The 24,539-nt window shown below is 36.7% G+C and carries 25 protein-coding genes; 6 read left to right on the top strand and 19 right to left on the bottom strand.

The features are described from left to right. Positions 1-55: 55 nt before the first annotated feature. On the top strand, positions 56-1,441 hold the full coding sequence (locus I6U49_RS01925; RefSeq protein WP_198627377.1) for a glycosyltransferase 87 family protein: 1,386 nt from the start codon (positions 56-58) through the stop codon (positions 1,439-1,441). Here the strand turns inward: I6U49_RS01925 and I6U49_RS01920 are convergent. From I6U49_RS01920 to I6U49_RS01880, 9 genes are all read right to left on the bottom strand, one after another. Next, positions 1,412-2,038 (bottom strand): lipid-A-disaccharide synthase N-terminal domain-containing protein, encoded by a 627-nt coding sequence (locus I6U49_RS01920; RefSeq protein WP_193711327.1) that lies wholly within the window; start codon positions 2,036-2,038, stop codon positions 1,412-1,414. The two genes, I6U49_RS01925 and I6U49_RS01920, sit on opposite strands and share 30 nt — an antisense overlap. A gap of 432 nt (positions 2,039-2,470) precedes the next feature. Continuing rightward, complete coding sequence (locus I6U49_RS01915; RefSeq protein WP_198627376.1) at positions 2,471-3,442, bottom strand: deoxyhypusine synthase family protein; 972 nt, start codon at positions 3,440-3,442, stop codon at positions 2,471-2,473. After that, entirely contained in the window at positions 3,435-4,310 is an 876-nt protein-coding gene (speB, locus tag I6U49_RS01910) for an agmatinase (RefSeq protein WP_198627375.1), read from the bottom strand. The genes I6U49_RS01915 and speB overlap by 8 nt, the downstream gene beginning before the upstream one ends. Before the next feature lie 107 nt (positions 4,311-4,417). Further along, complete coding sequence (locus tag I6U49_RS01905; RefSeq protein WP_198627374.1) at positions 4,418-5,821, bottom strand: arginine decarboxylase; 1,404 nt, start codon at positions 5,819-5,821, stop codon at positions 4,418-4,420. A gap of 325 nt (positions 5,822-6,146) precedes the next feature. After that, positions 6,147-6,989 (bottom strand): pseudouridine synthase, encoded by an 843-nt coding sequence (locus tag I6U49_RS01900; RefSeq protein ID WP_198627373.1) that lies wholly within the window; start codon positions 6,987-6,989, stop codon positions 6,147-6,149. 91 nt (positions 6,990-7,080) lie between these two features. Further along, positions 7,081-7,557 (bottom strand): nucleoside deaminase, encoded by a 477-nt coding sequence (locus I6U49_RS01895; RefSeq protein ID WP_193711332.1) that lies wholly within the window; start codon positions 7,555-7,557, stop codon positions 7,081-7,083. Positions 7,558-7,582: 25 nt separating this feature from the next. Then, positions 7,583-8,488, bottom strand: coding sequence for a geranylgeranylglycerol-phosphate geranylgeranyltransferase (locus tag I6U49_RS01890; protein WP_198627372.1), 906 nt, complete (start codon positions 8,486-8,488; stop codon positions 7,583-7,585). A gap of 11 nt (positions 8,489-8,499) precedes the next feature. Then, positions 8,500-9,438, bottom strand: coding sequence for a mevalonate kinase family protein (locus tag I6U49_RS01885; RefSeq protein ID WP_198627371.1), 939 nt, complete (start codon positions 9,436-9,438; stop codon positions 8,500-8,502). 130 nt (positions 9,439-9,568) lie between these two features. Then, entirely contained in the window at positions 9,569-10,672 is a 1,104-nt protein-coding gene (locus tag I6U49_RS01880; protein ID WP_198627370.1) for a diphosphomevalonate/mevalonate 3,5-bisphosphate decarboxylase family protein, read from the bottom strand. 168 nt (positions 10,673-10,840) lie between these two features. Here I6U49_RS01880 and I6U49_RS01875 point away from each other — a divergent pair, with 168 nt between their 5' ends. Then, a complete protein-coding gene (locus tag I6U49_RS01875; protein ID WP_193711336.1) occupies positions 10,841-11,317 on the top strand; it encodes a TspO/MBR family protein in 477 nt (158 codons plus the stop codon). Here I6U49_RS01875 and I6U49_RS01870 read toward each other — a convergent pair. Both I6U49_RS01870 and I6U49_RS01865 read right to left on the bottom strand, forming a co-directional pair. Next, positions 11,314-12,534 (bottom strand): BaiN/RdsA family NAD(P)/FAD-dependent oxidoreductase, encoded by a 1,221-nt coding sequence (locus I6U49_RS01870; protein ID WP_198627369.1) that lies wholly within the window; start codon positions 12,532-12,534, stop codon positions 11,314-11,316. The genes I6U49_RS01875 and I6U49_RS01870 overlap by 4 nt on opposite strands. Positions 12,535-12,577: 43 nt before the next feature. Then, complete coding sequence (locus I6U49_RS01865) at positions 12,578-13,267, bottom strand: glycerophosphodiester phosphodiesterase (RefSeq protein ID WP_198627368.1); 690 nt, start codon at positions 13,265-13,267, stop codon at positions 12,578-12,580. Between the two features lie 177 nt (positions 13,268-13,444). Between I6U49_RS01865 and I6U49_RS01860 the strand changes: the two genes are divergently transcribed. The 4 genes from I6U49_RS01860 to I6U49_RS01845 all read left to right on the top strand — a co-directional run bounded on the left by I6U49_RS01860 (position 13,445) and on the right by I6U49_RS01845 (position 16,085). Then, positions 13,445-13,966 (top strand): DUF421 domain-containing protein, encoded by a 522-nt coding sequence (locus I6U49_RS01860; protein WP_198627367.1) that lies wholly within the window; start codon positions 13,445-13,447, stop codon positions 13,964-13,966. Between the two features lie 232 nt (positions 13,967-14,198). Then, the gene (gene gntA / locus I6U49_RS01855) at positions 14,199-14,894 is read left to right on the top strand and encodes a guanitoxin biosynthesis heme-dependent pre-guanitoxin N-hydroxylase GntA (RefSeq protein WP_193711340.1); all 696 of its coding nucleotides are present in this window, start codon (positions 14,199-14,201) and stop codon (positions 14,892-14,894) included. A gap of 4 nt (positions 14,895-14,898) precedes the next feature. Continuing rightward, on the top strand, positions 14,899-15,516 hold the full coding sequence (locus I6U49_RS01850) for an FMN-binding negative transcriptional regulator (RefSeq protein WP_198627366.1): 618 nt from the start codon (positions 14,899-14,901) through the stop codon (positions 15,514-15,516). Beyond that, positions 15,507-16,085, top strand: a complete 579-nt coding sequence (locus I6U49_RS01845) for a DUF1989 domain-containing protein (RefSeq protein ID WP_198627365.1) — start codon at positions 15,507-15,509, stop codon at positions 16,083-16,085. The genes I6U49_RS01850 and I6U49_RS01845 overlap by 10 nt, the downstream gene beginning before the upstream one ends. A gap of 87 nt (positions 16,086-16,172) precedes the next feature. Here the strand turns inward: I6U49_RS01845 and clpX are convergent, their stop codons facing one another. From clpX to I6U49_RS01805, 8 genes are all read right to left on the bottom strand, one after another. After that, positions 16,173-17,405, bottom strand: a complete 1,233-nt coding sequence (clpX, locus tag I6U49_RS01840; RefSeq protein ID WP_198627364.1) for an ATP-dependent Clp protease ATP-binding subunit ClpX — start codon at positions 17,403-17,405, stop codon at positions 16,173-16,175. Positions 17,406-17,457: 52 nt separating this feature from the next. Next, the gene (gene clpP, locus I6U49_RS01835; RefSeq protein WP_193711344.1) at positions 17,458-18,135 is read right to left on the bottom strand and encodes an ATP-dependent Clp endopeptidase proteolytic subunit ClpP; all 678 of its coding nucleotides are present in this window, start codon (positions 18,133-18,135) and stop codon (positions 17,458-17,460) included. A 104-nt stretch (positions 18,136-18,239) separates the two neighbouring features. Then, positions 18,240-19,562, bottom strand: coding sequence for a trigger factor (gene tig, locus I6U49_RS01830; protein ID WP_198627363.1), 1,323 nt, complete (start codon positions 19,560-19,562; stop codon positions 18,240-18,242). Between the two features lie 87 nt (positions 19,563-19,649). Beyond that, positions 19,650-19,991, bottom strand: a complete 342-nt coding sequence (locus I6U49_RS01825; protein WP_198627362.1) for a phage holin family protein — start codon at positions 19,989-19,991, stop codon at positions 19,650-19,652. Between the two features lie 88 nt (positions 19,992-20,079). Then, positions 20,080-21,618, bottom strand: coding sequence for an SGNH/GDSL hydrolase family protein (locus tag I6U49_RS01820; RefSeq protein ID WP_198627361.1), 1,539 nt, complete (start codon positions 21,616-21,618; stop codon positions 20,080-20,082). Between the two features lie 9 nt (positions 21,619-21,627). Then, the gene (locus I6U49_RS01815; RefSeq protein ID WP_198627360.1) at positions 21,628-22,887 is read right to left on the bottom strand and encodes an OmpP1/FadL family transporter; all 1,260 of its coding nucleotides are present in this window, start codon (positions 22,885-22,887) and stop codon (positions 21,628-21,630) included. A 118-nt stretch (positions 22,888-23,005) separates the two neighbouring features. After that, positions 23,006-23,770 carry an alpha/beta fold hydrolase gene (locus tag I6U49_RS01810; RefSeq protein ID WP_198627359.1) on the bottom strand — a complete coding sequence of 255 codons (765 nt, stop codon included), beginning with the start codon at positions 23,768-23,770 and terminating at the stop codon, positions 23,006-23,008. Positions 23,771-23,794: 24 nt separating this feature from the next. Further along, the gene (locus tag I6U49_RS01805; RefSeq protein WP_193711350.1) at positions 23,795-24,508 is read right to left on the bottom strand and encodes a pyridoxine 5'-phosphate synthase; all 714 of its coding nucleotides are present in this window, start codon (positions 24,506-24,508) and stop codon (positions 23,795-23,797) included. Between the last annotated feature and the right edge of the window lie 31 nt (positions 24,509-24,539).

Genomic DNA, 24,539 nt, shown 5'->3' with positions numbered 1-24,539 from the left:
GAAAAGAATATTAGAAGCTGAAACAAGCTCAGCTTGACGTATTAAGAAAAGTTAAATGACAGATTTCCTTAAACATCATAAATTTTCCATTCTCCTGATTTTAACAGGGGTTGCATTTTATGGGTCTTTCGCTTACGATTTAAACCGACCTGATTTTATAAAATTAGTCGGACTTTATACCGGCTTGTTTTTTATTAGTTTTAAGCTTATTCAATTAGAAAAAACTAATTTTTGGATGTTGGCCGGAGCTGCAATTATATTCCGACTTGTCTTTATTGTGGCCACACCAAACTTATCTCAGGATTTTTATAGGTTTATATGGGATGGCCAGCTAATTCTAGAAGGAAATAACCCTTATTTATCGGTTCCTGATAATTGGAAAGAACCCTTGGCCTCGCTAAACCTAACAAAACAAAAACTAATACAGGGAATGGGTAGCCTAAGTGCCGGAAACTATACCAGCTACCCCCCGATAAATCAATTGCTATTTACAATTTCGACTTTTTTAGGAGGAAAAAGTATTCTGGGATCTGTAATTGCCATGCGGTTTTTTATCATTTTAGCCGATTTGGGTACGCTATATTTAGGCAGGAAATTATTATTGAAATTTAATCTCCCCCCTTACCAGATATTCTGGTTTATCTTAAACCCATTTATCATTATTGAACTCACCGGGAACTTACATTTTGAAGCTGTAATGCTATTCTTTTTCACCTGGGCTATCTATTTATTACATCACAAGAAATGGATTTGGAGTGCAGTATTCCTTGGAATCTCTGTTTCAGTTAAATTGTTGCCATTGTTGTTCCTACCCCTACTATTAAATTATTTTATAAGAAGTAAAAAGATAGAAAATTCAGGTATTCATGCTTTAAATTTCAAAAAACTCCTGGGTTATTATTTTGTAGTTGGACTAACTGTTATATTTAGTTTTCTTCCTTTTATTTCTTCAGAGTTTATCTCAAATTTTTCAGCCAGTATCGCGTTATGGTTTCAGAAATTTGAGTTTAATGCGAGTATTTATTATGTAGTTAGATGGATTGGATTTCAACTAAAAGGCTATAATATTATTGCCACCGCGGGTAAGATATTACCTTTGGTGGTAACACTAATTCTTTTAGGGCTGGCATTTTTCCAAAGAAATAATTCAACTGAAAAATTGCTAAAAACCATGCTGCTGGCAGTTTCAGTCTATTTTTTTCTATCTACTACCGTACATCCCTGGTATATTGCCACCCCTCTTTTACTTTCGGTTTTCACTAGGTATAGATTTGCGTTGATTTGGTCTTTTTTGGTCGTATTAAGCTATTCGGCCTATAATGATGCTGGATTCCGGGAGAATTACTGGTTAATTGGGATAGAATATATTGTAGTAATTGCGGTTTTTATGTTCGAAATTCTTAAACCAAAGCTACTTTCGAGACTTCCTTATTATAAATAAATTTCGAATATATACCAGGCCTCCAAAAAAGTGTGCAGCCAGCAAAACAGGGTCATAGCGTAAAAGACCATAGATAAAAATAAGGCTGGAGCCTACAAGGCTAATCACCCAGAAATTCCAGGGTAAATCTGATTCCTGATTCTTTTCAGCGTGAATCCATTGATAAATAAACCGGGCTGTGTAAATAAGTTGCCCCACTATTCCCAAAATTATAATCCAGGTAGAAATATTATCGCCTTTCACCAAATCGGCCCAATCTAACCGGCCAAGAAAAATAATATACAGTGCAATAAGTACCGGAAGTGCAATCACATACAACTTGAACATAATACCAGACTTTCCCCATTCCCCCTGAAGCTGAAGGTTTCTAAAGTAACCACCATAGACCAGAAACTGTCCCAGCATAATCGCCATATCGTCGCGTAAATAGCCGTAGATAAATAGTAGTACAGCGCCCTGTAAACTCAATTTCCAGAACAAACTGGGTGTTTGAATCTTTTGGGTTTTTTCAGACTTAATCCACTGCATAATTAATCTCGCAGAAAACAGAAGCTGTGCTAAAAATCCAATTGCATAAACAAACCAACTACTAGCCATATAAAATTTAATATAAAAATGAGCATAAAAAAAGCTGTTCAATAATACATTAATTGTATTACCAAACAGCTTCAATTCCTACTAATTATTTGTTAATTACGGATAAGACGTCTATCTATTTAATTTGTTCATTTTTTCCATTGATGAAAAAACGAACCAAAAAAATCCAGGCTTACGAAACTTTATCTAAATTCATCGTTCAATCCCTAAATTTTAGGAACTCGCCTTTAGAACCAGTCCTTTAAAAACTATTCCGGCGGGCTCAAACAGCCTAAAATTTTACGGGAACTTCACTTCAAATTTTACGATAAATTTTCGGTAGGCCAAAAAATCAATATCTATCCAAACAGGCTAAGAAACATAGAAATCTTTACCACTCAATTATAATAAAATTCCGAAGGACATCCCTGAAAACCTTTAAGACGTTAATGGTTACATATCTAACAAATAAGCAAAAATTAAAGGTGCCACAATGGTTGCATCACTTTCTATAATATGTTTTGGAGTATCTATATCTAATTTTCCCCAGGTAATTTTCTCATTAGGCACCGCGCCCGAATAAGAGCCGTAGCTGGTAGTAGAATCTGATATTTGGCAGAAATAGCTCCAAAAAGGTGTATCGGTACGCTCTAAATCCTGATAAAGCATAGGCACTACACAAATAGGGAAATCGCCGGCAATTCCGCCTCCAATTTGAAAAAACCCTATTCCTTCCTTAGAATTATCGGTATACCAGTCGGCAAGGAAAGTCATATATTCAATCCCAGATTTCATGGTACTTGCTTTTAGCTCGCCTTTAAGCACATAGGAAGCAAAAATATTTCCCAGGGTACTATCTTCCCATCCGGGAACTACTATTGGTAAATTCTTTTCGGCGGCGGCATACATCCACGAATCTTTTAAATCTATCTCATAATGCTCTTCCAGAGCTCCCGAAAGCAGTAATTTATATAAAAATTCATGAGGAAAATAGCGTTCTCCTTTAGCCTCTGCATCTTTCCATATCTTTACGATATGATGCTGAATTCTTCTAAAAGCTTCTTCTTCGGGAATACAGGTATCGGTAACCCTATTTAAGCCACTCTCCATCAAGTCCCATTCTTCTTTAGGGGTTAGATCTCTGTAATTTGGCACACGCTTATAGTGCGAATGTGCTACCAGGTTCATCACATCTTCTTCCAGGTTAGCTCCGGTACAGGAAATGATATGTACTTTTTCTTTTCGTATCATTTCTGCAAAGATTTTCCCGAGCTCTGCCGTACTCATAGCCCCAGCAAGGGAAACCAGCATCTTAGAACCGCCTTGAAGTTGTTTTTCATAATCTTTGGCCGCATCCACGAGGGCAGCCGAATTAAAATGCAAAAAATATTTTTCTATAAACTGAGAAATAGCTCCTTTACTCATCTTCGTCTTCTTCGTTATAATTTTGATATTTAAATTTGTAGCTCAGCATTTTGTAATACAACTTAGCCGCCAGGAAATCTGATGATTTTTCGTTTTTATTTGGACAAAGTTCCACAATATCAAAACCTACTACATTTTTCTTTTTGAACATCATCTTTAGAAACTCAAGGGTCTCATACCAGAAAAGCCCTCCGGGTTCCGGAGTACCGGTAGATGGTAAGATAGAAGGATCAAAAGCATCTAAATCTATGGTAATAAACACATTGGGTGACATTTGACCAATAGCATCCTCCTGCCAATCTTCATATAGATCGTGTGCAAAATACACCTGATTTTCGTCCATATGTTCTACTTCAGAAACATCCATAGATCGAATTCCAACCTGAACCAAATTATTCTTCTTACTGGCTTCATGAAGTGCACAGGCATGGTTGCAAGTAGAGCCTTCGTACTCTGGCCTTAAATCGGCATGCGCATCTAATTGTACCACTGTAAGATCTTCAAAACTTTCGTTAAAGGCTCTTATAGAGCCTATAGAAATAGAATGTTCTCCCCCAAAAAGCGTTACAAATTTTTCCTGTTTTATGTAGTTTTTGGTAGTTTTATACACCGCCTCGACCATTTTTTCTGGAGAAGAATTCTCAGTAACCGGTGGCGCGAGATAAATTCCTTTTTTATAAACTTCGCTACGGGTTTCTATATCGTAAAGTTCCATATTTTCTGAAGCCTCCAAAAAAGCTTCAGGCCCTTTATCAGATCCTTTTTGCCAGGTACTGGTACCATCATAAGGCACCGGGATTAATACCACTTTCGCATCATCTATTCGCGAATATTTATCGGGTATTCCGGCGTAATTCTTTTTGTTCATTGTAATTAAGTAATTGGTTGTTGGTTATATAAAGTTACTATTTTTTACTTGATAATAAAGATTGACCCCTACAACTATCGGGACTCAGCTGCTTGCTTCGGGTTAGTTTATTTATGGCCATTATAACCTAATATTTTAAGCATATCATTGGCATCTTGCTGCTCACTAAACACTGTAGTCCCAATATTGCCATCTTCGTCTCTATCTATTAACAGGTGTTTTGGCTGCGGGATTAAACAATGATGCAAACCGCCATGGCCACCAATAGTTTCCTGGTAAGCGCCTGTATTAAAAAAGCCAATATATAAAGGTTTATCTTTCTTAAACTTAGGAAGATAAATAGCATTTACGTTTTGCTCTGAGTTATAATAATCGTCGCTATCGCAGGTTAGTCCTCCCAGTAATACCCGCTCATATTCATCGTTCCAACGGTTTACGGGTAACATCACAAATTTCTTACTTATCGCCCAGGTATCTGGTAAAGTGGTGATAAAAGAAGAGTTGATCATGTTCCATTTCTCGCGGTCGTTTTGCTGCTTTTGGTATAAAATCTCATAAATGGCCCCACCGCTTTCTCCCACAGTAAAACTACCGAATTCGGTAAAAATATTAGGCACCTCAACTTCGGCTTCTTCACAATATAATTTGATTTGATTGATAATCTCATCTACCATATAAGCATAATCGTACTCAAAATGAAGTGAGTTCTTTACCGGAAAGCCACCTCCAATATTTAAACTATCCAGTTCTGGGCACACTTTCTTTAAGTTTACATATACCCGTAAACACTTTTGCAGTTCATTCCAGTAATATGCGGTGTCCCTAATACCGGTATTGATAAAGAAATGCAGCATTTTTAATGCTACCTGTTCATTCTCTTTTATCTTTCTATTGAAAAACGGAACAATATTCTTGTAACCAATTCCCAGCCTTGAGGTATAAAATTCAAATTTTGGCTCTTCTTCTGAAGCGATCCGTATTCCAATAGGAAATTTACCGTCTATTCGTTCAGTGAGCAAATCAATCTCTTCGTAATTATCTATTATAGGAATACAGTTTCTATGGCCATTATTAAGTAAACGGGCAATATTTTCTATGTATTGATCGCGTTTAAAACCATTACAAAGCACATAGGTATCGTTGGTTATTTTCCCTGTAGCTTTTAATTCTTCCACGATATTAATATCGAAAGCTGAAGAGGTTTCTATATGGATATCGTTTTTTAAGGCTTCATTTAAAACATGCTGAAAATGAGAGCTTTTTGTACAATAGCAATAATTATACTTCCCATTATAATCATGTTTTTCCATTGCATCTGCAAACCACTTCTTAGCCCTACGTATATTTTGGGAAATTTTAGGTAAGTAAGTGAATTTTAATGGTGTTCCATAGGTTTTAATGAGTTCCATTAAATCTATGTCGTGAAACTTTAACTCGGTTCCTTCCAGGCTAAATTCTTCCTGCGGAAAATAATAGGTTTGCTCTATTAAATCTCTGTATTTTGTATTCAATTGATAAGTTTATATGTTTTAAAGTTAAAAATTAGGCATTAATTTTTCTCATCAAAAAAAATAGCTGGTAAATTAATGTTAAGAAAAATGATATACGCCTGAATTATAGCGCGAACAAAGAGGCTAAACATAAGATTTTGGACTACCAAAAGCCTCGTTTGATGTTAAGATACTAAATGCCCCATAATTGCAAATATGCATGATAAGTTGTAAGTAAACTACCTCGGGGTATTATACCCTTTGGCGGTGCCAATAAAAAAACCGGAAAAGGAATGTCCTAATCCGGTTCAAAAATATTAAAAAACTTAATACGGAATCACTTTTTTTAATGCATCCCTAAATTTATAACTTCCTGATCTGTAAGCCTTCTAAAGCGTCCTCTTGGTAAATCCTTTTTTGTAAGTCCGCCAAAGACAACCCTATCCAGCTTTTCAACTTCAAAACCCATGCTTTTAAACATACGTTGAATTACGTGGTTTTTAGTGCTTTTGGTTTCAATTCCAATTTCATTCTTCGGCCTGTCGGCAATAAAGCTTATATCCTGTATATTTACTTTCCCATCTTCAAGAAAAATACCCTTTCTAACCTTATCTAAATGCTCGAATGAAAGTGGCTTGGTTAAGCTTACATGGTATATTTGTCTTATTCCGTTTTTGGGTTTTCCCAGTTTTTTAGCCAAAGTACCATCGTTGGTAAATACTAAAAGCCCCATAGCCTGGGTATCTAATTTCCCTATAGGATCCAGTTTTGCCCTAGTAGCTTTTGCCATAATATCCATAACCGTTTTACCGCCTTTTTCGGTACTTCCGGTTACATAGATTCCCTTTGGTTTATTTAAAACAAAATATTCAGCTTTCTCCGGGTTTACGCTTCTTCCGTCAAACTTCACATCATCGGTAGGTGCTACTTTATAGCCCATTTCGGTTACTACCTTTCCATTAACGGTCACATTTCCGGCAGAAATAAAGATATCGGCATCACGGCGAGAGCATATTCCCGCATTCGCTATATATTTATTTAAACGAATCCCATCAGACTTAGAAGCGGGGCTGGGAGCAGATTGGCGCTTTTTTATAGGTGCGTTGCCGCGGGCCATAGACTTTTTGCTCTTGCCACCACCCTGTCTTCCGCTAAACTTTCCGGCTCTAGATTTGTTATCTCTACTCATATCGCTAATTTTTTGCAAAGGTACTCTATTGATATAGAGTGGCATTCTATTTAATTAAAAGTTTTGTAATGATTTAGGCTTAAAAAAAGCCCTAATAATCAATTTTATCGCCTTTTGCTTCCCATTTTTGAAAAACAGGCAGGCCTTCTTCCCGCATCATATTTATAAAAGGAATCTTTCGCTGATCCATTTTAAGTGCAATTTCATCGTATACAAACTGATCGTCAAATCCAATCTTAGCGGCATCTTCGCGGCTTAAGGCATAATAAACTTTATTCGGTCGAGCCCAATAAATAGCACCCAAGCACATGGGACAGGGCTCACAAGAAGTATAAAGTATGCAATCTTCTAATTGAAAATTTTCCAGTTTTTCACAAGCTTGTCTAATGGCAGCCACCTCGGCATGTGCTGTAGGATCGTTGGTAGAGGTTACTCTATTGCTTGATTCGGCAATTATTTCTCCGTTTTTAACGATTACCGCACCAAACGGGCCTCCCGAACCCTTATCCATTCCTTCTTCAGCTAATTGAATAGCTCTTTTTAAAAAATAGCTATGATCTTTTTCCATAAATAATTTCTGAATTTAATTTCTTTTAAAAAACACGGTTAAGCACCTCATCAATATCAATAAGCAAAATACTAAGAACCCCCGCTACAATAATAAATTTTAAAATATTATGAAGTAATAAAAACTGCCATTTCACTTTACTGAAATATAAAAAAAGTACAAAGAAAATCAGTAAAATAAGCGAGATATAAAAGTAATATTCCATATATCCGGTATCAAACCGGGTAATTAAAAGCATTGTAGGAATTACCGCTAAAACACTTAAGATAGTAAGAAAAAATTTACTCAGCTTTTCCCCGTACACTATGGGAATAGTATGATAATTTTGAACCAGGTCTCCCTGCATATTTTCCAAATCTTTCACCAGCTCCCGCATTACAATCATTAAATAAAGAAAGGTTGCATGAATAAAAATTACCGTTTGAAAATTTTTATAGTAAATAAAAATCACAAAAAATGGGGTAATGGTTAAAATTGAAGCTACCAAATTCCCCAAGAATAAAATACGTTTTAAACGATGCGAGTACAGCCAGATAGCGAAAATATAGACCGAAAAGAACACCACCGCCTTAAAGGAAACATAGCTGGCAAAAAAGATTGCCAGTAAATTAAGGATAAAATAAACCGAAAGTTTAGTGCGCTGGCTCACAAACCTATCAAGCATTGTTTTTTTTGGCCTATTGATCAAATCTTTTTCACTATCGTAAAAATTATTGATAATATACCCAGAAGCTATTACGGTAGCAGAAGAAAGAATAAGAAAGAATAAATTATCGTCAAAAAAAACTTCTCTTAAGGCAAGTTCGGGTGCTAAAATAAAAGCCGACGTAAGGTATTGGGCTAAGATAAGTACCAAAATATTATAACCGCGAACCACCGAAAACAAACTAAGCATTTTCAGCAATAAGCGCTTGTTAGAGGTAGACGCCATGAAGGTTTTATTTAGAAGTTGTACACCACTTCTAATTTGTAATCTTTAAGAGATTTCCTGGCCTTTTCAATATCTTCTGTAAAACCTAAAATATAACCACCACCGCCAGAACCGCAGAGTTTAAGATAGTAATCGTTCGTGTCTATACCGTGTTTCCAAAGCTTATGGAATTGAGCCGGAATCATGGGTTTAAAATTATCTAATACCACATGAGAAAGACGCTTTACATTATGGAAAAGCGATTTTACATCGCCTTTTAGGAAATCGTCTACGCAGGCATCTGTATGCTTTACAAATTGTTCTTTAAGCATTTGCCTAAAGCCCTCCTGTTTCATGTTTTCCATAAAGATATTAACCATTGGGCCCGTTTCCCCGGTGCTACCACTATCTAATAAAAATACTGCGCCCAATCCGTTTTCGGTTTGGGAAGGTATACCTGCAGGCTCAATATTATCTTTAGAATTGATTAAAATTGGAATGCTTAAATAACTATTTAAAGGGTCTAAGCCAGAAGACTTTCCGTGAAAGAAAGATTCCATTTCCCCGAAAATCTTTTTGAGTTTTAATAGTTTATCTCGGGTAAGATTTTCTAAAACCGTGATTTTTCCGGTGGCATATTTATCATAAATAGCTGCTACCAGGGCACCACTACTCCCAACTCCATATCCCTGCGGAATGGTAGAATCGAAATACATACCCTTTTCAATATCACTTTTAAGCTTCTCCAAATCAAATTGCACCAATTCAGGATTATTTACCTGAAGTTCTCCTAAGTAATCGGCAAACCGCTTTAAACTTTGGTTGGAGGCTATTGCAGCTTCAGAAGGATCTTCATTTACTTTTAAAGCGCCATTATAAAAATTATAAGGAATGGATAAACCTTTGGAATCTTTAATAATTCCATATTCTCCAAATAGTAAGATTTTTGAATAAAATAGAGGTCCTTTCATAAGCAATAAGATATTCTTTTTTTAGGTCAAAAAAGAGTAAAAACCAGCAATAATCAAACGAGGCATTTGCCTTTTTAATTAAATCTTGGGGTAAATCCCTCAACATTTAAATCACGTTAATCGAGTAAATTTACAACTTTTCTGCTCCCTTTCCAACCTGGTCACAAATATACTGCCCTTTTTCACAATAGACAACAAGCTCATTCTTAATGAATTCTAAAACTTTTTCCTTACTGTTTTCAGGATAAAGTAGATGTACATTGGCACCGGCATCCAGAGTAAAACATACCGGGATTTTAGTAGCTTTCCTAAATTCCCACACCTTATTAATAATCTCCAGAGTGTTGGGTTTCATCAATATAAAGTATGGATGACTACTCATCATCATAGCATGTAATGTGAGGGCTTCGCTTTCTACAATGGCAATAAATTCTTCTAAGTTTCCAGATGCAAAAACGGTTTTTAGCTTATCTAAGTTTTCATGTGCCTGGGCAAAACGGCTGTCGGCAAATGGATGGCCGTGCATTAAATTATGGCCCACACTGCTACTAACCTGTTTCTGGCCTTTATCTACCAATAAAATTGTATCCTGAAAACTTTTAAAAACCTCAGCAATTTCAAATGGGTATTTAACACCGAAGAGGTCACTGCTTGCGGGAATATTCTTATGCTCGCCCCATTCAATTAATTCTCCTTCCAGACTTCGGCAGGCACTTCCCGAACCTAAGCGCGCCAAGAATGAAGCTTTTTTATAGAAAAACGCTTCATTAGTAATCCCGGCCACGGTTGAAATCTCAGGGTTCAATTCTTTTTCCAGGCTCATCACACATAAAGCCAGGGCACTCATTCCGCTTGCCGATGAGGCTATTCCACTGCTGTGCGGAAATGAGTTTTCAGTATAAATAGTAAACCTGTAATCTTTTAAAAACGGTGCATACTGCGCTATACGCTCAAAAAACTGTTGAATTTTGGGTTTAAAATCTTCCTTCTTTTTCCCTTCAAAATAAAGTTCAAAATCAAAAGTTGCAGACGGTGCTGCTTTCTTCTGAAACTTCATTCGGGTAGTGGTTTTACAATTCTGTAAGGTAAAACTCACCGAAGGATTAGCCGGAATCTGGTTCTCCTTTTTCCCCCAATATTTAACCAGGGCAATATTACTGGGAGAACTCCAGGTTACCTCCCCATTTTCCAATGTATTTGAAAATTGCTTTGGAATAAAATCCTGTTCGCGCATAGCAACATTTTAATAAAAATACTTCTTGCCTAAGCTTCAAAGCATCGATTAAAAATTTAAGTCTTCATTAAACCGCAAAGATATGTTTTATGTTTTGGGAAATTTCTTTCCCTGTCCAAATAAATTTTTATTTTAGTAGAGGCGGCACCCGATATTAGATTTTTAAAAATGACCCAAAAACTCTTTTTACGAAGTTCTATGGCTATTGGCATTTGTTTGCTTTTTGGCTTTATGGGAGCAATTGCCACACAAGTGGGTCATGAAATCTGGTATCCAAGTTTAAACAAACCCTGGTTTAAACCTCCAGATGTGTTTTTTGGCGCAATTTGGTTAATTATGTATGTATTAATGGGGATTGCCGCCGGTATTGTATGGAGCAAAGGATTTTATCACAAATGGGTAAAAACCGCTTTATATCATTTTGGGTTTCAATTATTAATAAATGGCTCCTGGTCTCTTCTTTTCTTTGGACTACAAAAACCTTTTTTAGCACTAGTAAGTATTATTTTGCTTTTTATACTTATAATTCTCACTATAAAATGGTTTAAAGTGGTAAGCAACACCGCAGCATATCTAATGATTCCTTATGCCATTTGGGTACTATTTGCCATGGCCTTAAATTTTGAGATTTGGCGACTTAACTAGTCTTTGCTCATTGCTTTTGCCGCAAGAAAACCTCCTGTCCAGGCATTCTGAAAGTTAAAGCCACCGGTTATGGCATCTATGTTTAAAACTTCTCCGGCTAAAAACAGGTTTTTATGAAGTTTACTCTCAAAAGTTTTAAAATCGACTTCTTTTAGATTAACACCGCCGGCAGTAACAAATTCTTCCTTAAAGGTGCTTTTTCCATTTACTTTAAAAACTGCACGGGCAAGCTGATTGCTTAAATTTTGAAGTTGATGTTTATTTAAATCGGCCCAGGTGGTTCCTTCTTCTATTTTAGAAGCTAGTACCAAATTTTTCCAAAGGCGCTTAGGTAAATCGAATTTTGCATTTTTCACCACCTGTTGTTTGGCCAGGCTTGATTTAAAATCTTTTAACGCTGTCAAAACTTCTTCTAAATTGAACCCCGGCAACCAATTTACCAGAATTTCAAATTGATAGTTTAGTTTCTCCAAATCCCTTGCGCCCCAGGCTGAAAGTTTTAAAATACCCGGGCCGCTCATTCCCCAATGAGTAATTAAAAGTGGCCCTTTGCTCTCTAAATTTATTTTTTTAGATTTTATTTTAACCTCCGCTTCAGTTGCTATTCCGGGTAAATCCTTAATGCGTTCATCTTGAATATTAAAAGTAAAAAGAGAAGGAACAGGTTCTATAATTTCATGACCCAGTTTCTTTAAAAGATTCCACATTTTAGGATTACTTCCGGTAGCAAGCATAATTTTTTCTGCCGAAAAATCGCCTTTACTCGTTTTGATATCCCAGAGGCCTTCTTTCTTTTGAAAATTTTGAACCACATGACTTTTAAACACCTGAATTTTCCGGCTTTCGGTTTCCCGTAAAAAACAATTGATAATACTTTGCGAATCGTCTGAAACCGGAAAAATACGACCATCTTCTTCAATCTTTAGTTCAATTCCCCTTTTCTGAAACCACTCCATAGTATCCCCGGTCATAAATCCGTGAAATGGCCCCAATAATTCTTTTTCACCTCGCGGATAGTTAAGGCTAAGTTCTTTAGGAACAAACTCGGCGTGGGTTACATTACACCTGCCCCCTCCCGAAATTTTCAATTTGGTAAGCACTTCTTTACCACGTTCAAGAATGGCAATTTTAAGTCCGGGATTATTTTCGGCTGCGTTTATAGCTGTAAAAAAGCCTGCTGCCCCACCACCTATAATTATAATGTCAAAATGCTGCATTTTTTTTGATTCAAGGCTTCAAATTAAATATTTCACTTGCTTTTTACTCAAAAAGCCTATCGGGAAAGTCAGAAATAATTCCGTCTACGCCAAATTCTCGCATTCGCTGAATATCTTCTGGTTCGTTAACCGTCCATACATTCACACTGAAGCCGGCTTTATGTGAGGCTTTTACATTATCTCTTGTTATAATGCCCAAAGAAGGATGGATTGCAGAAGCATTAAGCTGTTTTCCAAGCTCTATTGCCTCGGTAACACTTGCCTTACTCAAAACTCCCAGTGCAACATTTTCATCTAGTTTTCGCATTTGAAACAATTCGTTTTTCTGAAAACTGGAAACGATAAAATCTTTATAACTCCAATCTCCTGAAGCTATCTTGTTTTTAATGATTTCTGCAGTCGCTGTAGCAGTATTGAGACCTTTTAACTCAATATTTATACTACACTTCCCTTTAATAAAGTCCAGGACTTCGGTGAGCAAGGGTATCTCGAATTGCTCTTCTACCTTTAAAGTTTTGAGTTCGGTTAAAGGCTTTTTAGCGACTTCTCCACTTCCGTTTGTGGTACGATCCAGGGTAAAATCATGAATTACCACCAATTCACCGGTTTTACACCTGTGCACATCTACTTCTATGGCATCAACTCCAAAAGACAATGCTTTTTGTATGCTTGCCAGAGTATTTTCTGCCAAATGCCCCTTGGCACCACGATGACCGATTTTTAATAAATTCATTTTACAAAGGTATTCAATTAAGACCAATGAAAGCTCCTAAATAGTAACTGACCATCTACCGAGGCTTTATAAATTCTTATGAGTTCTTAACATTTTATTTAGCCAGAAGTCCTTTACTTTTAAGATAATCTCCAAAAAAACTGAAACATCTAATTATAGGCCTGTAAAAATACAATTATGGAAAAGTGGTTTGAAGCATCCCGGACATCTTTAATAGCAATTACTCTAACGGCAATAGGTATTTACCTCGCAATTATTTTATTTACAAGAATAGCCGGCAAGCGTAGTTTTTCTAAAATGTCAAGTTTTGATTTTGCAATGACAGTTGCGGTAGGTTCTATTATAGCTTCAACCATTTTATCTAAATCTGTCAGTTTATTGCAAGGTATTATTGGTCTTGCGGCAGTATATATTCTACAAATTTCTGCGGCATTTCTAAGACGTTGGCATTTCGTTCAAAAAATCATAGACAATTCACCCCTATTACTTATGGACAAACAAACTATTTTATATGAGAACCTAAAAAAGGCCAGAGTAACCGAAGGGGATTTACGTTCTAAATTAAGAGAAGCAAATGTTTTAGACCTTTCACAGGTTCGTGCGGTAATTTTTGAGACCACGGGAGATATTTCAGTACTACATACTTCTAAAGAAGACCAGGAATTGGAAGATTGGTTAACAAAAGATGTAAGAAGATAAAGGGTTTTAAAACAGTAAAATACTTCAAAGGAAGCTCACAAGGCATTCGTTGGAAACGACTTTTTAATTTCGAGGCAAGCTTAAGAAGCCAAATAGCTATAGGGTTAAATTTCTATTATCAAGTAAAATCTGCAAAGCCTGTTAATCTTATCAAATATTGAATTAATATATTCTTAAACCTTATGGAGCAACAGCTTAGAGGTGGTAGTTTTATATAAAACCATTCGATATTATGATTTCACCCGGAGTAAAACCTATAGTAAAAAAGTGGAAAGCCACTACCAATGAGGCAGTAGAATTAGCTTTTGAGGATTTTGTAGTAACTAAAGACCATCCCTGCGTGATGGCTCAAAGCGTTGTAAAACAAGAACATTTAGTTCTTCACACCTACGAGGAATTTCCCAGCAGGAAAACCGCAAAAAAAATATACAAAGATTTACAGCAGTATATAGAAAGTTATGATTTTGAATCGAATGAATTCTATACATTTATGGCAGTTTTTAAAGAAAAGGATTCATTATCTGAAACCCAATTTGAAACTGCACTCTGGAAACAACTGGAATTTATACATGAAGTAGACAACCAGGAATGGGATCCCGGGGTAAGCGATAATCCCAAAGACAAAGACTTTAGTTTTAGTATTGCAGGCAAAGCCTTCTATATAGTAGGCATGCATCCTAATAGCAGTCGTAAGGCAAGACAAAGCCCTTTTCCGGCCATAGCTTTTAATCTACACTGGCAATTCGAAAAATTAAGGGAAATGGGGGCATTTAATACTGTTCGTGATAAAATTAGGGAACGAGATTCCGCTCTACAAGGTAATATAAACCCTATGTTGAAGGATTTTGGTGAAAGTAGCGAGGCCAGACAGTATAGCGGTCGTAAAGTTGGAGAAGCATGGAAATGCCCTTTTCATAGTAAAAGATAATTTTATGTATCAGCCAAAAAAATACAAAAAAGACAACCCCGATTTCCTCTTTAAATTTATACAACAGCATCCGTTTGCAACTTTTATTCTTAATGGTGAAAAACTTTTAGCTACCCATATCCCGGTGCTAACAAAAGGAAATGCCACTAACTTTGTACTCTACTCACATATAGCAAAGCATAACGAACAAAGTAAGTATTTAAAAGATGATAAGGAAGCCTTATTAATATTCCAGGGGCCGCACGCTTATGTATCGTCTTCCTGGTATAAAGAAAAAGATATTAGCACCTGGGATTATTCGGCTGTACACGTAAATGTTAAGCTAAAGATTCAATCGCGGGAGGAGCTGGAAGAATCTTTAGAAGCCCTGGTTACAAGGTTTGAAGAGCCACAGGAAAATCCGTTGTATTATCAAGATATTCCAAGAAAAATGATTGATGATCATTTAGGTTTAATTACCGGTTTTTGGTGTGAGGTAAAAGATATAAAGGGAATTGCAAAACTACACCAGGGCTATGATAAAGAAGATATTGATTCGATAACTACACATTTGGAAAAACAATATACTATTTTAAATTCCGCACTAAGCGAAAACATTAAAAAAGAGCATACATGCAAATAATTAAAAAACAATCTGGAGCCGCATTTAAATTAAAAAAAGGACAAAAATTAAAGGTAATAGATGCCCATGGCGAACAGGTTAGCGATATGGTTTTATTTAATGCCAAAGACCAAAGAGAAAAACTATCATCGGGAAAGACACTGGATTTCGAAGAATCTATTTTAATAAGCTCCGGAAACTTTCTTTGGAGCAATCGTAGTAATAAAATGGCAGAAATCCTGGAAGACACCAACGGAAGAAACGATTTTTTACTGGCCCCCTGCAGTCCTGAAACTTTTAAAGTTATGTATAATTATGATGCTTACCATCCAAGCTGTTTTGAAAATCTCTATACCAGCCTGGAAAAATTTGAAATTGAGCCAGATGATATTCCCACAGCCTTTAATATTTTTATGAACGTACAATTTGATAAAAATGGCAAAATTAGCGTTGAACCCCCATTAAGTAAAGCCGGCGACTATGTACTATTTGAAGCTAAAATAGATCTCATTGTAGGCTTAACCGCTTGCTCGGCAGAAGATAGCAATAATGGTAGTTTTAAACCTATTCACTACGAAATTTTAGATTAATTATTTCCCAAAAAAAAGCTGTCTGAAAAAAGAGTTCTTATAATCTTTTTTCAGACAGCTTTTAATCAAGTTACACTTAAAGGTTTTTTATGAAACGGCTTTAAGCTTATTTATAGTAGATTTATTTAATTTTTCTTCAGCATAATCCCGAGACACCTTAAGCTTGCTCTTTCCACTTTCGGGCATTTCAAACATGGCATCGGTAAGAATTGCCTCACACAAAGACCTTAGTCCTCTTGCCCCCAGCTTATATTCAACCGCTTTTTCAACGATATAATCTAAAGCATCGTCAGTTATTTCAAACTCGATATCGTCCATTTCAAACAACTTCTTATACTGCTTGATAATAGCGTTTTTAGGCTCGGTTAAAATAGAACGAAGCGTAGTTTCATCTAACGGGTTCATATAAGTAAGTGCCGGCAACCTTCCAATTATTTCAGGGATAAGTCCGAAATCTTTTAGGTCTTTTGGAATGATATACTTAAGCAGATTGGTTCTTTCTATACTGTCTTCACTTTTTGAAGCACTAAAACCAACCGCCTGCATATTTAAACGCTTACTAATATTACGCTCAATACCATCGAAAGCCCCTCCTGCAATAAACAGGATGTTTTCGGTATTTACCTCAACAAACTTCTGATCTGGGTGCTTACGTCCTCCTTTCGGCGGTACGTTAACAGTGGTTCCTTCCAGTAATTTCAGCAAGGCCTGCTGCACCCCTTCACCCGAGACATCCCTTGTAATAGACGGGTTGTCACTTTTACGCGCAATTTTATCTATTTCATCTATAAAAACGATTCCACGCTGCGCTTTTTCAACATTATAATCGGCTGCCTGAAGCAATCTTGTTAAAATTCCTTCTACATCTTCCCCAACATAACCTGCTTCGGTTAGCACCGTAGCATCTACAATAGCCAGGGGAACATTAAGCATTTTCGCTATGGTTTTAGCAATTAGGGTTTTTCCTGTCCCGGTTTCCCCAACCATTACGATATTGGATTTTTGAATTTCAACATCATCACCTGTGGCGGGTTGCAAAAGCCTTTTGTAATGGTTATAAACCGCTACAGACATTACTTTCTTGGTTGTTTCCTGCCCAATTACGTATTGGTCTAAAAACTCTTTGATCACCTTTGGTTTGCTCAACATTAAATCTGAGGACAACTCTTTGGCCTCCCCTTGCTTGAGTTCTTCCAAAACAATACCATGTGCCTGCTCTATACATTTATCACATATATGGGCATCAAGGCCTGCTATAAGCAAATTGGTTTCAGGTTTTTTTCTACCGCAAAACGAGCATTCTAATTCTTCTTTCGCCATTTCTTCAAATTTCAATTTTCAATCTATAAAATAATTAGATGAAAATTAATTCTTATCCTTCTCTCGTTAAAATTTCATCTATCATACCGTACTCTTTGGCTTTATCGGCCTTCATCCAGTAATCACGATCACTATCTTCCTCTATCTTTTCATAAGTTTGCCCGGAATGTTTAGCAATAATTTCGTACAGTTCTTTTTTAAGTGTTAAGATTTCCCTTGCGGTGATTTCTATATCACTGGCCTGTCCCTGGGCACCACCCAAAGGCTGGTGAATCATTACCCTTGAATGTGGCAAACCACTTCTTTTGCCCTTCTCCCCGGCACAAAGAAGCACTGCACCCATAGAAGCTGCCATTCCTGTACAAATTGTTGCTACATCTGGTTTTATAAACTGCATAGTATCATAAATTCCAAGACCGGCATAAACGCTACCCCCGGGGGAGTTGATGTATATTTGGATATCTTTAGAAGCATCTGTACTTTCCAAAAACAACATTTGCGCCTGAATAATATTCGCAACCTGGTCGTTAATTGCGGTACCCATAAAGATAATCCTATCCATCATTAACCTGGAGAAAACATCCATTGCCACCGCATTCATTTGGCGCTCTTCAATAATATTAGGGGTCATCCCTGTAGGAGTCATACTGCTCACTATTTTTTGGTAATAATTGCTATTTATACCGTGATGTTGAGTGGCGTATTTTTCAAATTCTTTTCCGTAATCCATCAATCTTCTTTTTTAAGCTTTTTTCTTAGCTGTCTTTTAAGTGAAAAGGCGTTAACCCAACTGGTTTAACGCCTTAAATATAAGTATAAATTTATAGAAAAAGCTTACTCGTAAATCTCTTTCACAAATTCATCATAAGTAACTTCTTTTTCCTCAAAAGACATTTTCTCTTTATAAAAATCAAGCAACTTCTCATTCATTAACTGCTCTGACATTCTCTTAACCTCATCCTGGTTAGAAAGAATTCTTGCTGCAATATCGTCAAGTTCTTTATCTTCAGGATTCATTTGGCCAAATTGCGCCATTTGTTCTTTAATCTTTTCTTTTGCAAAAGTTTTAAGATCTTCAAACTCTACTGTAAGCTTGTTTTCGTTTACAATTTTACCTTCAATTAATTGGTAGCGTAAACCTTCTTCGCTCTTTTCGTATTCTTCTTTGGCCTCCTCTTCTGTCATTGGTTTTTCACCAACTGTTTGAATCCACTTTTGAAGAAACTCTTTAGGAAGTTCAAATTTAGTTTGCTCAATAAGCTGCTTGGTCACATCGTTCATTAACTGTTGGTCACTTTGCTGCTTAAATTGCTTTGCTGCATCTTCCTTTATCTTTTCTTTAAGCTCGTCTTCGCTGGTAACCTTACCTTCTCCAAAAAGTTTATCGAATAACTCCTGGTTAAGTTCAGCCAATTCCCTATGATTGATTTCACTTACCGTAAATTCTACTTCTATATCCAGCTCCTGGGCTTTATCGTGATCAACTCCTAAATGCTGAATTAACTCGTGATCGTCTTCAAAAAGGTTTTTGGTTTTTACACTAAAGGTATCGCCAACTTTAGCACCAACAAACTTATTAAGGTTTCTTTTTCCTTTAAGTTTCTCTAACTCTACTGAAGTTTCCTTCTCTATTCCTTCTTCCTCATTTTTAAAAGTACCGGCAACAATATCACCTTCTTCAGCTTCGTCTTTAGAAATCAGTTTCCCATATTGTTTTCTAATAGACTCGATTTGGTTATTCACCATTTTCTCATCTGCCACAATATTATAATGGGTTACCGGCTTTTCAAGTTCAAGGTTTACGTCAAATTCTGGAGCTAAACCAAGTTCGAACTCAAAAGTATATGCATCTTCATTCCAATCGAAGTTTTCCTGTTCTTTAGGAAGTGGATTTCCAAGAACATCCAGTTTTTCTTCGGTAAGATATTTATTTAGTGAATCTTGTAAAAGTTTATTTACCTCATCTACCAAAACAGCCTGACCGTATTGTTTCTTTACCATTCCCATAGGCACGTGCCCTTTTCTAAAGCCGGGAATATTGGCATTTTTACGGTAATCTTTTAAGATTTTTTCAACTTTACCGGCATAGTCTTCTTTGGCGATATCTACTTTTACCACCGCATTCAATTCATCAATATTCTCTCTGGTAATATTCATCTTGACTTTTTATAAAAATTGGAGTGCAAAATTACACTTTTTTCCTAAGCCAACAAAGTTTCAAATTATTGAATTCCAGTATAGTTCCTAATCTTTTCCCAATATCGAAAATAAAAGAGATTGAAACAGGGATAAAAGCAAACTAAAAATGAGCGCCATAAAAAAACCACTCACTCCAAAACCTGTCACAAAAGCATCGGCCAGCAGTATAATTACAGCATTAATAACCAGCAAGAACAAGCCCAATGTTAAAATAGTTACCGGTAAGGTAAAAATCACCAAAATAGGCTTCACCAAAAGGTTTAGTATAGCAAGAACAAATGCTACAATAACAGCCGTTAAATAATCTTCTACAACAACACCCGGCAGAAGTTTAGCCAGGATCACTACTGCTAATGCAGTAAGTAAAATTCGTAATATAAAATTCATACTATTATAATTAGATAGTTTCTGAAAAATACAAAAACGCCGGGAAATTTCCGGCGTTTTTATTTTTTGTATTTGCAAAAAGCTAATTTTATTGCACTTCGTTACTTGCTGTAACGGTAGCATAAGAACCTGGATTTACTTTAGGTATATCTGCATTATAAGTTTCATTGATCGTGCTTATAATCTCATTAGCGATTACTGCATTCCCACGAGGGGTTAAATGAATGCCATCAAGAGAAAAAGCACCTCCTGTAGCGAAAGTGGAAGTAATAGTACCACCATCATAAGGAATTCCGCCATTGGCTAATTGATTTAACATAGCGTTGGCATCTATAAAGGCCAAACCATTTGCCTGAGCCAAACCAGCAATAATCTGGTTGTATTTTTGGGTTGCGTTTCTAATTAGACTTTGCTCAGCATTAGTCAGCACATGCTGATCTCCTAATGGAACAGAAACTCCATTCACCATATTAGGATTATCCCCAACAATAGTACCTAAAAACCCTGCACTGGTTAAAGGAATAAGATCTGTTGGTGTAGCCTGTCTTAACTGACTTAACAAAGCAGCAGTTTGCGGATCAAGATTAAACGGCTGGCCCTGAACAACCTGACTAATATCGGTAAGCGATTCATCTTGTAGTGTTACATAGTTTTGACCTTCAGCAAAATTGATTTGTCTTGCCTGGGCTTCTTCTGCAGTAATAAAACCGGCTTGAACCAAACCAGGAAGAACCTGTGTATTATAGGCCGAAAACTGCTGATTAAGTGCTCCCGCTGTTGCTGCGTCTAAAGGAATAGCATTAATAGGAACAGTAGTAAAAAACGGAACAGATGCTACATCAGGAATGTTTATTAAAACACCACCGCTGGCATTAGTAGCCAGGCTTTGCACCATTTGACTATACAAACTACCAAATACATTAGGATCGGTAATATCATTTTCACCATAAGTAGTGGGATCTGTATTATTGGTTTGATCCACACCGGTTCCTCCAGAAGTAGCGTATCCTAAAACATCATTGTTCCCTATCCATAAAGAGAAAAAAGTTGGGTTTTGAGCAAGTGCATCTTCTAACACTGTAGCTTCGGGAGAAGAAGCAAAACGCACAAAATATGGGTTAGCAGATTGTGTGGCCAGGTTTTGCACATTACCATAACCAGAAAATCCAAGGTGATAAGATTTAGCTCCCGGCACACCTAAATTACTAAATGGCCCCTGTAATACATTTCCAACTTCGGTAGTTGGTTGCATTCCGGTATAAACCCTCGGAGAAGGGTCACCATTTGCATCTACAGCTAAAACCAATCGGTTTTGGGTAATTTGGTTTCCAGCCAACAACAAGCCACCGGCATTATCACTCATAAAAGGAATTGTAAACTCCTCAATATCCTGAGTTTTTTCAAACTGCTGCGCAAGGATATTAGGGTAAGCATTTTCCTGCCCTGTAATATATAAGGCATTGTCTGCGTAACCGGCCGTAAGTGAATTCCCTAATGCTACATATCTTGAAAAATCGGCTTCTCCATTAGTATACGCATCTTTTTCATCTACCGGATTGTCAAATTCTGGCTCACAGGAAACAATTCCCAGCGCCATTATTGCTATATATTTAAAATAATTTTTCATCTTCTAGTTTTATAATTTGTAGGTTACACCAAGCCCTGGAATAAAGGCAGAAGTTTTATACGTTCCTTTAAAAGGAGCCCCTTCGTAATTTGGAAAATCACCAGGGTTGGGAGCATAAGATTCGTCTACTTCTTCATATCTATTATAAAGGAAAGCAGCATCAATAGAGAACCTATCGTTAATATTTACTGAAAGACCACCGGTAAATCCATGAGCATCATTTCTTGGCGTTTCTGGAGCAAAATATCCAGACTGTACCGGAGACTCATCAAAGTAGTAACCCACTCTTAAAGTAATAGTTTCATTTGCCAAATATTGCATACCAAATCTATAGGTAGATGAGTTTTTGTAATTACGTGGGTTTTTAGAATCAGGAATTTGTGGATTTGCAAAATCAAGATCTAATGATTTATAGGCGTCCCAGTAAGTCATATTATAGTCGAAAGCAAGGAGCCATTTATCTAAAAGCTTATATGAAACCCCTACAGACAGCTCAGCCGGCATTGGCAGGGAGGCATCAAAATTAGTATCCTGAAACGGTGTTAATGGTGAATTTGGGATATTTTCAAAAGTAGCATCTCCATCTTCGGCTTCAACAATAATTTCACTTCGGTAATTAACACCAAAACGCAAATCTTCAGTCGCATTATACATAGCACTAGCAGACCATCCAAAAGCACTTACACCACTGGCGTCTACAGTTACATTAGATCGATTTCCATCAATATCGGTTAAAGTTCGGTTTAGGTTTCGATTAAAGTTTACAGATCCGTTTACATAAATTGGTCCACCCCCCACACTTATTTTATCTGAAATTTTCACCGAAGCTAAAGCCTGTATATATATAGCCTGAAGATCTATATTATTAACCAAGTGGGATCCTGCCCAATCTGTTGGCCATTCTACACTACTTCCGTAAGGAGTATAAGCCGCCAAACCTAAGCTTAGCCAATCGTTTACTCGATAAGAACCATATACATAAAAAGGGGTACCCACAGGGCTATCGGTTTCAGAACTGAGCCCAAATTCTGAGTTTTGGTATTTTACATTAGAAAATACCGCACTGGCACCTGCAGCTACATTTATCTTATTTTCAAGATACACAAGCCCTGCAGGGTTAAAAAAAGCAAGTTCAGCGTTGTTAACCACTGCAACTCCTGTGTGCCCCATAGCAAGCGATCTTTGCCCCTGAAGGCTTACCCTATACCCACCGGCATAAGTTACCGCCGCCATTAGGCCAAAAAGACCCAGGAAAAGTAATTTTTTCATAATTGATTTGGATTTTATAAAATTCTAATAATTTCTAGCCTCAAATTTAGCATAAATTACATATTACTAAAGAAAATTGCGATATTTATTATGCACACATAATAAATTTAGAAAGATTTTAAAGAAAGTCAACCAAAACCTTATAGAAGTCGTTTATTTTCTCAGCGTGAACCCAATGACCTGCACCTTTAATCTCTTTAATTTCTGCTGCCGGAAATTGACTCTTTATTTTTTCTTCGTCTTCTTCTTTAATATAATTTGATTCCCCACCTTTTATAAAAAGGCTGGGATTCTTAAAAGCTTTATCCTGCGGAAACGCCCTGCCAATCTCTTCAATATTGTTTTTTAGGGTCTCTAAATTAACTTTAAGGCAATAGGAACCCTCAGATTTACGCTTTAAATTTTTTAGCAGGAAAAGTCGTACCGGTTTTTCTGAAATATATTCTGAAAGTTTTTTATCGGCTTCCTGCCTGGATTGCAAATTAGCCTCTTCCAAAGCTGTTAAACCAGCCAATATTTGCTGATGATGCGGCTCGTAGTATTTTGGGGCAATATCTACCACTACGAGCTTTTTCACTAGCTCAGGATAATTTGCTGCAGCAAGCATTGCTGTTTTACCTCCCATAGAATGTCCTAAAAGCATAACATTAGACAGGGCATGTTGTTCGCAATACATCGATACATCTTCGGCCATCAACTCATAACTATGAGCATCTGTATGCGGGCTTTTACCATGGTTACGTTGATCTATAAGATGAACCTGGATTTTCTTTTCCTCAGCAAGTTTATTGCCAATGGTTTTCCAGTTATCACTCATGCCCAAGAATCCGTGAAGAATTAAGAGCGGTTGCCCCTCTCCTATTATTATAGAGTTTAATTTCATGTTTATGTCTATTTCTAAAACAAATTATTTAAGCAGCTCCAGATACTTCTTCACTGTAGTTTCAAGCCCCATATAAAGTGCTTCAGCAATTAATGCGTGCCCAATTGAAACTTCATCCAGGTGCGGCACATTATCATTAAAGAATTTTATATTTTCTAAAGACAGGTCGTGGCCAGCGTTTATTCCCAAACCTAATTTATGCGCTAATTCAGCACAGTTTTTATAAGGTGCTACGGCAGTTTTATCCCCTTTCGCAAATTTAACCGCAAAATCTTCGGTATACAATTCAATGCGGTCTGTACCTGTTTCCACAGCTCCTTCAATCATTTTCTCGTCGGGATCTACAAAAATGGAAGTTCTAATCCCATTATTCTTGAATTCCTGAATCACTTCCTGAAGAAACCCTTTGTTTTTTAGGGTATCCCAACCCGCATTTGAAGTAATTGCATCTTCAGCATCTGGAACTAAAGTTACCTGCGCCGGTTTTGCCTGCATTACCAGGTTAATAAATTTAGCCACCGGGTTTCCTTCAATATTAAATTCAGTTTTTACAAGCGGCGAAAGATCTCTAACGTCTTTATAAGTAATATGCCTTTCATCTGGCCTTGGATGCACCGTAATACCTTGTGCTCCATAAGATTCTATATTTTTAGCAGCTTCAACCACATTGGGAATATTTCCACCACGGGCATTCCTTAAAGTCGCTATTTTGTTGATGTTTACACTTAATTTCGTCATTTTATAAGCTTTTGTTTAACAAAAATACAAA

The organism is Salegentibacter maritimus, from assembly GCF_016236915.1.
In the GTDB taxonomy this organism is placed as follows: Bacteria; Bacteroidota; Bacteroidia; order Flavobacteriales; family Flavobacteriaceae; genus Salegentibacter; species Salegentibacter maritimus.
Note: the sequence above shows the minus strand (reverse complement) of the source record. Positions and strands in the feature narration are given on the sequence as shown.